This window comes from Streptomyces scopuliridis RB72 (assembly GCF_000718095.1).
Taxonomy (GTDB): Bacteria; Actinomycetota; Actinomycetes; order Streptomycetales; family Streptomycetaceae; genus Streptomyces; species Streptomyces scopuliridis.
Genome location: NZ_JOEI01000009.1, coordinates 433309 through 448403 on the forward strand (window position 1 = coordinate 433309; position 15095 = coordinate 448403).

Sequence of the window (15095 nt, forward strand, 5' to 3'; positions counted from 1 at the left end):
GTCTAGTGGACTGGTCGTGATGGTGAGATCACGTGCCGTAGACGAACGGCATGACCAGACCGATGAGGGCGAGCGCCTCACAGAATGCGAAACCGAGGATCTGGTTGGTACGGATCAGACCAGCGGCCTCGGGCTGACGGGCGAGGGCCTGGGTGCCGTTACCGAAGATGATGCCGACGCCGACGCCGGGGCCGATGGCGGCCAGGCCGTAGCCGATGGAGCCGAGCGAACCGGATACGGCGGCAAGAGTCGAGGACATGCCAGTTCTTCCTTCTCTTTCACGGACCGGTGGGGGTTGGCCACCGGACGGCTGTGGGGTCTGGAGTGAGGACGGGCTCAGTGTTGCTCGGCGAGCGCGCCCTGAATGTAGCTGCAGGTCAGGAGCACGAAGACATACGCCTGAAGGGCCTGGATGAAGAGCTCGAAGGCGGTCATCACGATGACCATCACGAACGAGACGCCGGCGTACGCGATGCCGATGCCGTTGAGCAGGTACCAGCTCGCGATGGTGAAGAGCAGCAGCAGCGTGTGGCCCGCGAACATGTTGGCGAAGAGTCGCACCGCGTGCGTGAACGGCCGGACCAGCAGGTTCGAGAAGAGCTCGATCGTCATGGACATCGGCAGCACCGCGCCGAGCGACTTGTCGTAGCCCGTGAAGTTCTTGAAGGCGCCGACGAATCCGTGCCGCTTGAAGGTCAGTGACACCCAGAGGACGTAAACGATCAGTGCGAGACCGATCGGGTACGCGATGATCGATGTCACCGGGAACTGGGCGACCGGAACGATCGACCAGAGGTTCATCATCCAGACGAAGAAGAAGAGCGAGACGATGAGCGGTACATACTTCTCACCCTCCTTCTTGCCGATGATCTCGTAGACGACCCCGCGGCGAACGAAGTCGTAGCCGGCCTCGGCCACCATCTGAAGCTTGCCCGGGACAACTTTCGGCTTACGGAAAGCGGCCCAGAAGAAGCCCACGATGATGATGGAGCCGAGCAGCGCCAGCAGCATCGGCTTGTTGAAGTACAGGTTGCTGTCCGCGTTGCCGAAGATCGGCTTGAACAGGAACGAGTGCAGGCCGGGTGCCGGGAAGCCACAGTCAGCGAAGATGTGGCAGTCGGTCTCGAAGGCGAGCACCTGCGTCGGGTCAGCACTCACCGCGGGCTCCTTCAGCATGGCGCATAGGTACGGCAACCTCGTTGTGTCGGCGCGGCGCGCAGCCGCGGTTCGGCACTGGACTGGTGTAACGGATGTGGGGACGGCGGTCGGGCGTTGAGCCTCGCGTGAGAACAGGCGTCAGCTCGGATGCCCGCGCCCGCAATGCCGCAGTTGGCACCGGACGATAGCAGGATCCCGAACGGGCACTTATCCCGGCCCTACCTCTCACGCCGACGACCCCGTCTTCTCGGCCTTTCCTGCGGACGAGGGTTCGGGGTCGACGTAGAGGATCTTGGCCTTCATGTGCGCGCGAGCCTGAGCGGCGACCCAGACGAGGGTCGTCACAACGAGCGTGAGAGCGAACGCCTTCGGGTTGAACAACGTGGTGTCCTTGAAGGCGGCCACGAAAATGAAAACGAGCAACAGCTGGGCGGTGTAGAGCATCAGCCCCATCGCCTGGAACAACTGCGGCAGCGACTTGGCCGTGCGCTGGAGAACCGTGAGCCCCATCCCCATGAAGAAGATCACCAACAGCGCGCCGACGGCGGCCCCCAGAGCTCCCTTGCCCCCCGCGACCACACCGCTGACCACAGCGGCGACAACGCCGGCGGCAGCAGTGGGCACGGCGGCGTGAAGGAGGTTCCGGACGTCGTTGGACGGCATGGCGGCAGCTCCGCTGAATGGGTGGGGCAGATGGTGTCGTCATGGACGAGCGTAGGCCCGGTCCGAGAGAGGGTTTCTCGGGCCAACGGACCGTCGCACTACGGTCCTTCGGCTCTGTCGCCGGGTCTCGTGAACAGTATCACAAACTATTTGATGAGGTCTTTACCATGGTGGTGTGCTGACTGTCACACATGAGAGTTAACCCGCGCGTGTGTGCAGGACAGCGGTGCGTTGTGTCTGGTATTGGGCTCCGACGAGTGTAATGGCCCCAGGCTCAACGCCTGGAATCGGCCTTTCTTCTGTCGGAAAAACGCGAACGAGCGCCGAGGGCGGTCGCCCCGTTGACGCCGGCGGGAACAGGCGTACGCTCCGCCGCCATTCCCTGCGCCCCCAGCGGCTCGGGGACCGGCTCGGGAACGATCTCCTCGTGCGAGCCGTCCGGCTCGGCCGCCGCCCGCTTGCGGCGCCGGTAGCGCGGCGGTACGAAGGCCTGGGCCCAGAGCGGGGCCCGCGGTGTGAAGCGCGGCAGCAGCAGGAGCACCAGCCCCACCGCGCTCAGGACGACGACGACCGGCAGGATCCACATCGACGCCGAGTGCACCGAGTACAGGACCACACCGAACGCGATCAGCGCCGACCAGAAGTACATGATCAGGACGGACCTGCTGTGCGAGTGACCGATCTCCAGCAGCCGGTGGTGGAGATGGCCCCGGTCGGCGGCGAACGGCGACTGGCCGTTCCAGGCGCGGCGTACGACGGCCAGCACCAGGTCCGCGAACGGGATCGCGATGATCGTCAGCGGCAGCAGCAGCGGGATGAAGACCGGCAGGGCGGCGTGTGTGGCCGCGCGCCCTGACCCCTCGAAGACCTTCAGGACGTCCAGGTCGACCTGACCCGTCACGGAGATCGCGCCCGCCGAGAGCACCAGACCGATCAGCATCGATCCCGAGTCGCCCATGAAGATGCGCGCCGGATGCATGTTGTGCGGCAGGAAGCCCACACACATGCCCATGAGGATGACGGCGAAGAGCGTGGCGGGGGCGGCGGCCTCGATGCCGTACCCGTACCAGAGCCGGTAGGTGTACAGGAAGAAGGCCGTGGCGGCGATGCAGACCATGCCGGCCGCGAGGCCGTCGAGACCGTCCACGAAGTTGACCGCGTTGATGGTGATCACCACCAGCGCGACGGTGAGCAGTGTGCCCTGCCAGGAGGTCAGCGAGACCATGCCGATACCGGGCACCGGGATCCACAGGATCGTCAGACCCTGCATCACCATCACGCCCGCGGCGATCATCTGGGCGCCGAGCTTGATCAGCGCGTCGATCTCGAACTTGTCGTCGAGGACACCGATCAGCCAGATCAGCGCGGCGCCGGAGAGCAGCGCGCGCGGTTCGTTGGAGAGCTCGAAGACCCCGTTGAGGTTCTGCAGGTTGTCGGCGACGAGCAGTCCGGCGCACAGGCCGAAGAACATGGCGATGCCGCCGAGCCTCGGCGTCGGTTCGCGGTGCACGTCGCGGGCGCGGATCTCCGGCATCGCTCCGGTCGCGATGGCGAACTTCCGCACCGGGCCGGTCAGCAGATAGGTCACCGCAGCCGTCACACAGAGCGTCAGCAGGTAATCACGCACGGGCTGCCCCACAGGAATCGCTGGCCATCTCAGCCCCACACACTAGCCCGCTCCGGATCCACCGATGGAAACCGAGTCGCGTTATGAGCGAGGACTACACAATGAGCGAGATGGTTGCACGGCTTCCCGCCCCCGGATGTTTCATTCAGGAAAGGGTCCCATACGGCGGAAAACGCCCGGTCAGGCTCCGTACTTCACCGCGGACCCCCCGCGCCTCCGCAACATCCTCACGCAGCGCCGCGGCGAAGAGGGCCGCGATCCGGCGCATTTCCGCCTCTCCCATGCCCTGGGTGGTCACGGCGGCGGTACCCAGCCGGATGCCGCGCCCGTCCGCGTAGGGCAGCGCGCAGGTGTCCAGCACCATCCCGGCGGCGGCCAGCCGGCCGCGGGCCGTTCTGCCCTCCACTCCCAGGGGCGACGGGTCGGCGGTGATCAGATGCGTGTCGGTACCACCCGTAGTGATGAGGAAACCCTCCGTGGCCAACGCCTCGGCCAGCGCACGGGCGTTGGCCACGACCCGGTGCGCGTACGCCGTGAACGCGGGCGCCGCCGCCTCCCCGAAGGCGACCCCCTTGGCCGCGATCGTGTGCATCTGCGCGCCGCCCTGCGTGAACGGGAACACCGCCCGGTCGACGCGCTCCGCGTACTCCTCGCCGCAGAGGATCATCCCGCCGCGCGGCCCGCGCAGCACCTTGTGCGTCGTCGCGCACACGACATCGGCGTACGGCACGGGATTGGGCGCCGCTCCCCCGGCGACGAGCCCGATCGGATGGGCTGCGTCCGCGATCAGATACGCGCCGACGTCGTCGGCGATCTCGCGGAACGTCTCGTAGTCGATATGCCGGGGATACGAGATCGAGCCGCAGACGATGGCCTTGGGCCGGTGCGTCCGCGCCAGCTGGTGCACCTGCGCGTAGTCGATGATCCCGCTCTCGGCGTCGACCCCGTACCCGACGAAGTCGAACCAGCGGCCGGAGAAGTTGACGGGCGCGCCATGGGTGAGATGCCCCCCGTACGCCAGCCCCATGGCCAGCACGGTGTCCCCTGGCCGCAGCAGGGCGGCGTACGTGGCGAGGACGGCGGACGACCCGGAGTGCGGCTGTACGTTGGCGTGCTCGGCCCCGAAGAGCGCCTTCGCCCGCGCGATCGCGATCCGCTCGGCGGCGTCGACCAGCTCACACCCGCCGTGGTGGCGGGCGCCTGGATAGCCCTCGGCGTACTTGTTGGCGAGCGGGGAGCCGAGCGCGGCGAGAACGGCGGGCGAGGTGAAGTTCTCGGCGGCGATCAGCTGGAGACTGTCCGCCTGCCGACGCGCCTCCCCGAGGATCACCTCGGCCATCTCGGGATCCTGCCGGCGCAGGATGTCCGGCGCGGTCGTTCGGGGGGCGGTGACGACGGCCATGGCGGACTCCGGACCTCGGAGGGGTTGCGTGCCTTCCAATGTAGGCCGGTGGGAACGCTGATGCGCGATGGCGAGGCCGCCTGTCCCCGGCGGCCCGCTTTAAAGCAACCCCGGCCGCGCCGGGACCCCCGTCAGCGCTGTGACAACCGGGTCCAGCGCCTGGTGGATCTCCTCGCCGATGGAGCGGAAGAACGTGATGGGCGCGCCGTACGGGTCGTAGACCTCGTCCGCCTCCGCCGTGGGCGCCAGCAGCCAGCCGCGCAGCGCCGCCGCCGCGCGGACCAGGGCGCGGGCGCGCTCGACCACCCCCTCGTCGAGGGGGTCGGGCAGCGTCGCCGGGTCTATGGCCCGCACCAGCCGGGTGAACTCCTTGAGCGTGAAGGTGCGCAGCCCTGCGGAGTGGCCCATGGAGATCACCTGGGCGCGGTGGTCGCGGGTCGCGGTGAGGACCAGGTCGGCGCGGATGACGTGTTCGTCGAGCAGTTCGCGGCCGACGAAGCCGGAGGCGTCCGCGCCGAAGTCGGCCAGTACGGCTTCCGCGTTGGCCTCCATGGCCGCGCCCTCATGCCCCCAGGTGCCCGCGCTCTCCACGATCAGGCCGCCGGTGAGCCGCTCGCCGAGGCGGACGGTCAGGGCATGCCGGTTCAGCCGCTCGGTGATGGGCGAGCGGCAGACGTTGCCGGTGCTGACGTGGAGGATGCGGAAGGTGTTGCCGGTGAATGCGGTCTCCGCTATGCCACGCCCCTCAGGGGCGGTCAATTGGCCACCTCAAGGTCGGGTACCACCTTGCGGAGCTCCTCCGCGTCGAGGGCACCGGCCCGCAGCAGCACCGGAACGTTGCCGGTGACGTCGACGATCGAGGAGGGCACGTTGCCGGGCGTCGGGCCGCCGTCGAGATAGACGGAGACGGCGTCCCCGAGCATCTCCTGCGCGGCGTCGCAGTCCTCGGGGGCCGGGTGTCCCGTGAGGTTGGCGCTGGAGACGGCCATCGGGCCGACCTCGGTGAGCAGTTCGATGGCGACGGGGTGCAGCGGCATCCGGATGGCGACGGTGCCTCGGGTGTCCCCGAGGTCCCACTGGAGGGACGGCTGGTGCTTGGCGACGAGGGTCAGCGCGCCGGGCCAGAACGCGTCGACCAGCTCCCAGGCCTGCTCCGAGAAGTCGGTGACGAGGCCGTGCAGGGTGTTCGGGGAGCCGATCAGGACAGGGGTGGGCATATTGCGGCCGCGCCCCTTGGCCCCCAGCAGATCGGCGACGGCCTCGGAGCTGAAGGCGTCCGCACCGATCCCGTAGACGGTGTCGGTGGGCAGCACGACCAGCTCACCACGGCGGACGGCCGACGCGGCCTCGCGCAGACCCGTCGTACGGTCGGTCGCGTCGTTGCAGTCGTATCGCCGTGCCATTTAGCCGGCCCTCCTGTGGTCTGATGCCCGGTTCACTGCCGGTGCGGCGGTCTCTGCGGCTGTAGCGGTCGTCGCGGTCACTGGCGCCGTCGCGGTCACGGCATGGCCTTACGGGCCGTCGCGAAGCGCGGTCGCTTGTTCAGATCGGGGTGGTCGGCGGCGTCCGCCCAGCCGGATTCCTCACTGAAGATCCACGGCACCTGACCGCCCTGGGTGTCCGCGTGTTCGACGACGACCAGACCGCCGGGCCGCAGCAGCCGGTGCGCGGTGCGTTCGATGCCGCGGATCGTGTCGAGGCCGTCCTCGCCGGAGAAGAGGGCCATCTCCGGATCGTGGTCACGGGCCTCGGGAGCCACGTACTCCCACTCGGTCAGCGGGATGTACGGCGGGTTGGAGATGACCAGATCGACCTGGCCGTCGAACTCGGGAAGGGCGCTCAGAGCGTCTCCCTGGTGGACGGTCACCCTGGATCCCTCCGCGTTCTTCCGCGTCCAGGCGAGGGCCTGCTCGGACAGCTCCACGGCGTGTACGCGCGAGCGCGGCACCTCCTGTGCCATGGCGAGCGCGATCGCGCCGGAGCCCGAGCACAGGTCGACGATGAGCGGCTCCACGACGTCCATGGCGCGTACGGCGTCTATCGCCCAGCCGACGACCGACTCGGTCTCCGGGCGCGGCACGAACACGCCGGGCCCCACCTGGAGTTCCAGATAGCGGAAGAAGGCGCGTCCGGTGATGTGCTGGAGCGGCTCGCGGGCCTCGCGGCGGGCCACGGCCTCCCAGTAGCGGGCGTCGAAGTCCGAGTCCTTGACGTTGTGCAGCTCTCCCCGCTTGACGCCGTGCACATACGCGGCGAGCTCCTCCGCGTCGAAGCGCGGCGAGGGCACGCCCGCGTCCGCCAGCCGCTGGGTGGCCTGGGCCACCTCGGCGAGCAGCAGGCTGCTGCGGCTGGCGGGCCCGCGACGGAGCCGCTGAGGGTCGCTGTGCCCACCGGAAAGTGGCTGCACGCTGGTTCCTCCGGACTGCGAGAGTGGTTACTGGGCGGCGGCGAGCTTCGCTGCGGAGTCGGCGTCGACACAGGCCTGGATGACCGCGTCCAGGTCTCCGTCGAGCACCTGGTCCAAGTTGTACGCCTTGAAACCGACGCGGTGGTCGGAGATCCGGTTTTCCGGGAAGTTGTACGTCCGGATCTTCTCGGACCTGTCGACCGTCCGCACCTGGCTGCGCCGGGCGTCCGCCGCGTTCTTCTCCGCCTCCTCCTGCGCGGCCGCGAGAAGCCGCGAGCGAAGGATACGCAGTGCCTGCTCCTTGTTCTGGAGCTGGCTCTTCTCGTTCTGGCAGGAGGCGACGACACCGGTCGGCAGATGGGTGATCCGTACGGCGGAGTCGGTGGTGTTGACGGACTGGCCGCCGGGTCCCGAGGAGCGGTAGACGTCGATCCGCAGATCGTTCGCGTGGATCTCGACGTCGACCTCCTCCGCCTCGGGCGTGACGAGCACACCGGCGGCGGAGGTGTGGATACGGCCCTGCGACTCGGTGGACGGCACGCGCTGTACGCGGTGCACCCCGCCCTCGTACTTCAGCCGCGCCCAGACGCCCTGTCCGGGCTCGGTGGCGCCGTTGCCGCCCTTGGTCTTCACCGCGACCTGGACGTCCTTGTAGCCGCCCAGCTCGGATTCGGTGGCGTCGATGATCTCGGTCTTCCAGCCGACGCGCTCCGCGTACCGCAGATACATGCGCAGCAGGTCGCCGGCGAAGAGCGCGGACTCGTCGCCGCCCGCGCCGGCCTTGACCTCCAGGATGACGTCCTTGTCGTCGCTGGGGTCGCGCGGTACGAGCAGCAGGCGGAGCTTCTCGGTCAGCTCTTCGCGCTGCTTCTCCAGCTCCTTGACCTCGGCGGCGAAATCGGGATCGTCGGCCGCGAACTCGCGGGCGGTCACGATGTCCTCGCCGGTCTGCTTCCAGGAGCGGTAGGTGCCGATGATCGGGGTGAGCTCGGCGTAACGCTTGTTGAGCTTGCGCGCGTTCGCCTGGTCCGCGTGGACCGACGGGTCGGCGAGCTTCTTCTCCAGATCGGCGTGCTCGCCGATCAGTTCCTCGACCGCCTCGAACATCGGGGGCTCCTGGTTTTCGTACGAAAGGTGCTTCGGGACGCCAAAGCGCCGGTCTCGGCGCCCCGGTCATCGGGGCACCGAGAACCGGCGCGGGGTGCTCGCTACTTCTTGGCGGCGGCGGCCTTGCCGAAGCGGGCCTCGAAGCGGGCCACGCGGCCACCGGTGTCGAGGATCTTCTGCTTGCCCGTGTAGAACGGGTGGCACTCGGAGCAGAGGTCGGCACGGATGGTGCCGGACTCGATGGTGCTCCGGGTGGTGAACGACGCACCGCAGGTGCAGCTGACCTGGGTCTCGACGTACGCGGGGTGGATGTCGCGCTTCAAGGGGTTCTCCTAGGGAACATCCCCGCGCGGGGGCGGGGAGGGCACCGGGTCGCACGTACGGAGTGCGCGTGCGTGAACCGGGACCGACGTACCAGTCTGCCAGGACCGGCCGTATCTCCCAAAACGGGGGTGCGGCGGAAAGTATTCCGGATTCCGCCCCACACCTACGGAAAGCCGGTGCCCGCAAGCGGGCCGGTCAGCCGCTCTCGACCACGCCGTTCGCGTCGCCCCGGTCGCCCGCGGAGTCCTTGGTCGCGGAGGCGGGGATGGGCTTGTCCTCCCTGAGCGCCTTCCAGACCTGCTGCGAGGGGGCCTGGAGGGGCAGCACGCGGTTCCGGTCGGCGGGGTCGTACCGGACCGGGAGCGTGATCATCTTGACGTCCTTGGCCCCGAGGTCTTTGAGTCCGCCGGCGAATCCGATCAGTTTGTCGACCGAATCGAGCTGGGAATCCGGGGTGATCGCGCGGGTGGCGGTGTCGGCGAGGTCGTACAGCTTCTTCGGGTTGCTGAACACGCCGATGCTCTTGACCTGCTCGATCAGCGCCTTGATGAACGCCTGCTGGAGCTCTATCCGGCCCAGGTCGCTGCCGTCGCCGACACTGTGGCGGGTCCGTACGAGACCGAGGGACTGCTCACCGTCGAGGGTGTGGGTGCCGGGCGCGAGTGTGAGATGGCTCTTGGGGTCGTCGATGGCCCGCGTGGTGGTGATCTTCACGCCTCCGAGCTGGTCGACGAGCTTCTTGAAACCGGTGAAGTCGACCTCGATGTAGTGATCCATGCGGATGCCGGACATCTTCTCGACGGTCTTCACGGCGCAGGCGGGCCCCCCGACCTCGTACGCCGTGTTGAACATGGCGAACTGCGCGCCGGGCACGGCGGCGCCCTTCGAGTCGGTGCACTCGGGGCGGTCGATCAGGGTGTCCCTCGGTATCGAGACGACGCTGGCCGTTTTGTGGCCCTTGTGGACGTGGACGATCACCGCAGTGTCGGAGCGGGCGCCGCCGCCGTCCTTGCCGTACGCGGCGTTCGCGCCGGACCGGGAGTCCGAGCCGAGGACGAGGATGTCCTCGGAGCCGTTGTCGGCGTTGGCCGGGCGGTCGCGGCCCAGCTGGGCGTTGATGTCGATGCCCAGGAGGTTGCCGTTGAGCTTGAAATAGACGTAACCGATCCCGGATCCGCCGAGGAGAACCAGACCCGCGGCCGACCACGCCACGACGGTGGTCGCGCGCCGGCGCTTGCCCGAGGTCTTGCGGCGCTTGCCGCCGCCACGTATTCGGCTGTCGCTCCGGTCGGTCATGGTTTCCCTCTGTCCGTCGCGCCGATTCCGTTACCTCCCGCCGTGCGATGTGGGACGTTTCATCACCACTTGTACAGACAGTGAAGCATCAAGAAGGGTTGCACAGCACGCTGTGGCCGCCCCGGGCTCACAGGGCGAGGGAGCCTGCCGGGGCGCTGCGCCGCCCGGGTGAGGGCACCGGCGGTCACCTGCGTCTTTGGCGTACGGAGCCGCCCACGGGCCGGACAGGGCCGGTCCCGGGGGTGTGGCGAAGGTCTCCGGGCGGCCGGTCACGGAAAACCGCCCCCTCGCCGTGGCGAAGGGGCGGTTTCGTGACCGGCGGACCTGGTCGGTCCAGGTCAGTCGGTCTCCGTCAGTCGTTGCCGTTGCCGTTTCCGGGGCCGGGCGTCGTCTTCTGGATCTGGAGCAGGAACTCCGCGTTCGACTTCGTCTGCTTCATCTTGTCCAGCAGCAGCTCGATCGCCTGCTGCTGGTCCAGCGCGTGCAGCACCCGGCGCAGCTTCCAGACGACGGCGAGCTCGTCGCTGCCGAGCAGGATCTCTTCCTTACGGGTGCTGGACGCGTCCACGTCCACCGCCGGGAAGATGCGCTTGTCGGAGAGCTTCCGGTCGAGCTTGAGCTCCATGTTGCCGGTGCCCTTGAACTCCTCGAAGATCACCTCGTCCATGCGCGAGCCGGTCTCGACCAGCGCGGTGGCCAGGATGGTCAGCGAGCCGCCGTCCTCGATGTTGCGCGCCGCGCCGAAGAAGCGCTTCGGCGGGTAGAGCGCGGTCGAGTCGACACCACCGGACAGGATGCGTCCGGAGGCGGGAGCCGCGAGGTTGTACGCACGGCCCAGACGGGTGATCGAGTCCAGCAGGACGACCACGTCGTGCCCCAGCTCCACCAGACGCTTCGCTCGCTCGATGGCCAGCTCGGCGACGGTGGTGTGGTCCTCGGCCGGGCGGTCGAAGGTCGAGGAGATGACCTCGCCCTTGACCGACCGCTGCATGTCGGTGACCTCTTCAGGACGCTCGTCGACGAGGACGACCATCAGATGGCACTCGGGGCTGTTGACCGTGATCGCGTTGGCGATGGCCTGGAGGATCATGGTCTTACCGGTCTTCGGCGGGGCCACGATCAGGCCGCGCTGGCCCTTGCCGATGGGGGCGACCAGGTCGATGATCCGCGTCGTCAGGACACCCGGGTCGGTCTCCAGCCGGAGCCGGTCCTGCGGGTAGAGCGGCGTCAGCTTCTGGAACTCCGGCCGGCCGCGGCCGGTTTCGGGCGCCATGCCGTTGACGGAGTCGAGGCGGACCAGCGCGTTGAACTTCTCGCGGCGCTCGCCTTCCTTGGGCTGGCGGACCGCGCCGGTGACATGGTCACCCTTGCGCAGACCGTTCTTGCGGACCTGGGCGAGCGAGACGTACACGTCGTTCGGACCGGGCAGGTAGCCGGAGGTCCTGATGAACGCGTAGTTGTCGAGGATGTCGAGGATGCCCGCGACGGGGATCAGCACATCGTCGTCGGCGACCTGCGGCTCGCCGGGCCCGAACTCGTCGCGGCCACGACGGCCACGGCGGTCGCGGTAGCGCCCGCGCCGGCCGCGCCGGCCGCCCGCCTCGTCGTCGAAGTCGTCCTGCGGGCCGGCGTTCTGGCCGCCGCTCTGGCCCTGGCTCTGGCCGCCGCCGCGGTTGTCGCGCTGCTGACGGCCGCCGCCCTGCTGCTGACCGCCCTGGCCGCCCTGCTGGTCGTCGCCCTTGCCCCGGCGGTCGCGCTGGCGGTCACGGCGGTCGCCGCGCTCGCCGCGCTCGCCGCGGTCACGGTCGCCGCGCTGGCCGCGGTCCTGGCGCTCGCCGCGCCGGCCGTCGGCCTCGGCCTGCGCCGAGCCGGTGGCGGACGCGGAGACGGCCGCCTCGGCCTTGGCGTCGGGCTGGGCCTCGACCTTGACATCGGCCGGGGCCTCTGCCGTGGCGGTCTCGGGGCTGCCCGCCTGCGCGGTGGCCCTGCGACGGCGGCGCTCGCCCGTCGGCTGATCGTCACTGGCGGGCTGGCCGGGGATGTCGATCTGCTGCTGGGCCACGGCCTTCTCGGCCTTGCCGGACTTCTCCTCGGCGGCCTCGCCCGTACGGGCCTTGGAGGTCGCGCGCCGCTTCGGCTTGGTCTCGGCGTCGGCGCTGCCGGAGTCGGCGCTCTTGGCGGCGGACGAGCCCCCGGCCTGCGCCTCCTTGATGACCTCGATCAGCTGGCTCTTGCGCATCCGCGCGGTGCCCCTGATGCCGAGGCCTGACGCGACCTGCTGCAGCTCGGCCAGGACCATGCCCTCAAGGCCGGTGCCGGAGCGGCGGCGCCGTGCGGTGGTGCCAGTGGCAGCACCTTCGGCGGGCGCGGTCGTGTCGACAGTGCTGTCGGCAGTCACGCCCATCAGATCGGTGGTGTCGCTCACGAAGGGTCCTTCCCTGGAGCGGACGTCGGCCTTCTGGCTCGGCGACCGGTTGTGCTGTCCGACTGCGGTCCTGTCTTGTGGACCGTGCCGGGGCGGTGGTCCCGCCGGGTATGGCGGAGAGATCTGCAAACGTGCATACGTGCCATGGGTCCGGCCCGAGGTCCCCCTGCTCGGCCCACCGCTGGGAAAAACGGGGGGTGTCGTGCCGGTTCCGGTGCGTGCTCAAAACTGCTCAGGCAGGCTGCTCAGGCAGTTGGGGAGGCTCCCGGAAGAAGGGTGGTCCCGAAGCGGGACACGAAGCACCGCGCCTCAAAGACGTCGGTTGCAGACTTGAGGTTAACACTACCGGCTCCAACAAACATTCCCCCTCTCACTCACCGGCAATCTCCTGTGGCTACGAGCCGAGCGGCAGAACGCTCGTCCCCGCGGCGTCGAGGGAGAGCCGATTGGCCGCCCACCCCTCGCCCGCCAGCCGTGCGACCTTGTCGGCCGCACCGTCCTCGACCAGCGCCAGGACCGTGGGGCCCGCGCCGGAGATGACCGCGGGGACGCCGTCCGCGCGCAGTCGGTTGACCAGCGCGACGCTCTGCGGCATCGCCGGGGTCCGGTAATCCTGGTGCAGCCGGTCCTCGGTGGCCGGCAGCAGCAGCTCAGGGCGCCTGGTCAGGGCCTCGACGAGCAGGGCCGCACGACCGGCGTTGACCGCCGCGTCCACATGGGGGACGGTGCGCGGCAGCAGGCCGCGCGCGGTCTCGGTGAGAACCGGGCTGCCGGGCACGAAAACCACCGGAACGATGGAATCGGCGGGCTTCATCCTGATGGCGCGCGCCGCTCCGCCGTCCATCCAGGCCACCGTGAACCCGCCGAGCAGACAGGCGGCGACATTGTCGGGGTGGCCCTCGATCTCGGTGGCCAGTTCGAGCAGCGCCGCGTCGTCGAGCCGGGCGTCGCCGCCTATGGTCACCGCGCGGGCCGCCACGATCCCGGCGCAGATCGCGGCGGACGAGGAGCCCAGACCGCGGCCGTGCGGGATGCGGTTGGCGCAGACGAGCTCCAGGCCGCGCGGCTGCCCGCCGAGCAGCTCGAAGGCCGTGCGCAGGGACCGTACGAGCAGGTGGTTCTCGTCGCGGGGAAGCGTCTCGGCGCCCTCGCCCGCGATGTCGACATGCAGGCCGGAGTCGGCGACGCGGACGACCACGTCGTCGTAGAGCCCCAGCGACAGGCCGAAGGCATCGAAGCCCGGGCCGAGATTGGCGCTGGTGGCGGGGGTGCGCACCCGTACGGCGGCGGCGCGGAACGCGGGACCGGCCATCGCTCTGACGACTCTCCTTGTGACTGCGGGACTACAGAGGTGGTGACTGCGGGGCTACGGGATTCGGCTGCGAGACAGGGACGGCTGCGAGATGTCCATGGACATACGGAACACCCGAGGGCCACAGGGGCAACACCGCGGCATATGCGGCGGGGCGGGTTGAGTACAGCCTATCGAAGGAAGGTTCCATGGCGACATAGGGCGCACAGGAGGCGCACGATGCGTGTCGCATGGCTCCTGTGCGCCGACATCGGCGCGCAGGAGCCGGACCGTGCCCGTACCGGCCCTACGCCAGGCCCAGGCGCTGGGCCGCCGCGACCGCGTCCACCGGTACGGTGACCGGCTGCGGCGCCCCCGCGACCGCCCAGTCCGGGTCCTTGAGACCGTTTCCGGTGACGGTGCAGACGATGCGCTGGCCGGGGTCGACCTTGCCCTCCTCCGCGGCCTTGAGCAGACCGGCGACGGAGGCGGCCGAGGCGGGCTCGACGAAGACGCCCTCCTGGGAGGCCAACAGCCGGTAGGCGGCCAGGATCTGCCGGTCCGTCACCTCGTCGATGAAGCCGCCGGACTCGTCACGGGCGGCCAGCGCGTACTGCCATGACGCCGGGTTGCCGATCCGGATCGCGGTCGCGACGGTGTGCGGGTCCTTGACGATCTCGCCGCGCACGATCGGCGCGGAGCCGGACGCCTGGTAGCCCCACATGCGCGGGGTGCTCGCGGCGGGGCCGTCGGCGGCGTACTGGGTGTAGCCCTTCCAGTACGCCGTGATGTTGCCGGCGTTCCCGACGGGCAGCACATGGATGTCGGGGGCGTCGCCCAGCGCGTCCACGATTTCGAAGGCGGCGGTCTTCTGGCCCTCGATACGGACCGGATTGACCGAATTGACCAGCGCCACCGGGTAGTTGTCGGACAGCGAGCGCGCCAGCGTCAGACAGTCGTCGAAGTTGCCCTCGACCTGGAGGATGCGCGCGCCGTGGACGAGCGCCTGGCCCATCTTGCCCAGCGCGATCTTCCCCTGGGGTACGAGCACGGCGCAGACCATTCCGGCGCGTACCGCGTAGGCGGCGGCCGAGGCCGAGGTGTTGCCGGTGGAGGCGCAGATGACCGCCTGGGCGCCCTCCTCCTTGGCCCGGGTGATGGCCATGGTCATGCCACGGTCTTTGAAGGATCCGGTGGGGTTGGCGCCCTCGACCTTGAGATGAACCTCACACCCCGTGCGCTCGGACAACACCTGCGCGGGGACGAGCGGCGTACCACCCTCACGGAGGGTGACGATCGGCGTGCGGTCCGTCACCGGGAGGCGGTCCCGGTACTCCTCGATGATGCCGCGCCACTGGTGGGTGCCCTCGCGGGCGCCAATGCTGGTCATGGGTC

The 15095-nt window shown here is 69.3% G+C and carries 14 protein-coding genes; all 14 read right to left on the reverse strand.

Going from position 1 to position 15095, the window contains the following annotated elements:
* Positions 1-28 precede the first annotated feature (28 nt).
* The 14 genes from atpE to thrC all read right to left on the reverse strand — a co-directional run bounded on the left by atpE (position 29) and on the right by thrC (position 15090).
* Positions 29-259: an ATP synthase F0 subunit C gene (atpE, locus tag IF11_RS0114575; RefSeq protein ID WP_030351998.1), complete on the reverse strand. Its 231-nt coding sequence runs from the start codon at positions 257-259 to the stop codon at positions 29-31.
* Positions 260-336: 77 nt separating this feature from the next.
* Entirely contained in the window at positions 337-1173 is an 837-nt protein-coding gene (gene atpB, locus IF11_RS0114580; RefSeq protein ID WP_030351999.1) for a F0F1 ATP synthase subunit A, read from the reverse strand.
* Between the two features lie 210 nt (positions 1174-1383).
* Positions 1384-1821 carry a Cg1360 family ATP-synthase-associated protein gene (locus IF11_RS0114585; protein ID WP_030352000.1) on the reverse strand — a complete coding sequence of 146 codons (438 nt, stop codon included), beginning with the start codon at positions 1819-1821 and terminating at the stop codon, positions 1384-1386.
* 274 nt (positions 1822-2095) lie between these two features.
* On the reverse strand, positions 2096-3448 hold the full coding sequence (locus IF11_RS0114590; protein ID WP_030352001.1) for an MraY family glycosyltransferase: 1353 nt from the start codon (positions 3446-3448) through the stop codon (positions 2096-2098).
* A gap of 145 nt (positions 3449-3593) precedes the next feature.
* Positions 3594-4850 (reverse strand): serine hydroxymethyltransferase, encoded by a 1257-nt coding sequence (locus IF11_RS0114595; protein ID WP_030352002.1) that lies wholly within the window; start codon positions 4848-4850, stop codon positions 3594-3596.
* A 99-nt stretch (positions 4851-4949) separates the two neighbouring features.
* The gene (locus tag IF11_RS0114600; protein WP_030352003.1) at positions 4950-5609 is read right to left on the reverse strand and encodes an arsenate reductase/protein-tyrosine-phosphatase family protein; all 660 of its coding nucleotides are present in this window, start codon (positions 5607-5609) and stop codon (positions 4950-4952) included.
* Complete coding sequence (locus IF11_RS0114605; protein ID WP_030352004.1) at positions 5606-6253, reverse strand: L-threonylcarbamoyladenylate synthase; 648 nt, start codon at positions 6251-6253, stop codon at positions 5606-5608. Before IF11_RS0114605 ends, IF11_RS0114600 begins: the two co-directional genes overlap by 4 nt.
* A 95-nt stretch (positions 6254-6348) precedes the next feature.
* Positions 6349-7188 carry a peptide chain release factor N(5)-glutamine methyltransferase gene (gene prmC / locus IF11_RS0114610; protein WP_206300696.1) on the reverse strand — a complete coding sequence of 280 codons (840 nt, stop codon included), beginning with the start codon at positions 7186-7188 and terminating at the stop codon, positions 6349-6351.
* 96 nt (positions 7189-7284) lie between these two features.
* The gene (gene prfA / locus IF11_RS0114615) at positions 7285-8364 is read right to left on the reverse strand and encodes a peptide chain release factor 1 (protein WP_030352006.1); all 1080 of its coding nucleotides are present in this window, start codon (positions 8362-8364) and stop codon (positions 7285-7287) included.
* Between the two features lie 101 nt (positions 8365-8465).
* Positions 8466-8687: a 50S ribosomal protein L31 gene (gene rpmE / locus IF11_RS0114620; RefSeq protein ID WP_030352007.1), complete on the reverse strand. Its 222-nt coding sequence runs from the start codon at positions 8685-8687 to the stop codon at positions 8466-8468.
* A gap of 196 nt (positions 8688-8883) precedes the next feature.
* Positions 8884-9984: an LCP family protein gene (locus tag IF11_RS0114625; protein WP_030352008.1), complete on the reverse strand. Its 1101-nt coding sequence runs from the start codon at positions 9982-9984 to the stop codon at positions 8884-8886.
* Between the two features lie 352 nt (positions 9985-10336).
* A complete protein-coding gene (gene rho / locus IF11_RS0114630; RefSeq protein ID WP_030352009.1) occupies positions 10337-12409 on the reverse strand; it encodes a transcription termination factor Rho in 2073 nt (690 codons plus the stop codon).
* A gap of 394 nt (positions 12410-12803) precedes the next feature.
* Positions 12804-13721, reverse strand: coding sequence for a homoserine kinase (thrB, locus tag IF11_RS0114635; protein WP_030352010.1), 918 nt, complete (start codon positions 13719-13721; stop codon positions 12804-12806).
* 286 nt (positions 13722-14007) lie between these two features.
* A complete protein-coding gene (thrC, locus tag IF11_RS0114640) occupies positions 14008-15090 on the reverse strand; it encodes a threonine synthase (RefSeq protein WP_030352011.1) in 1083 nt (360 codons plus the stop codon).
* Positions 15091-15095 lie beyond the last annotated feature (5 nt).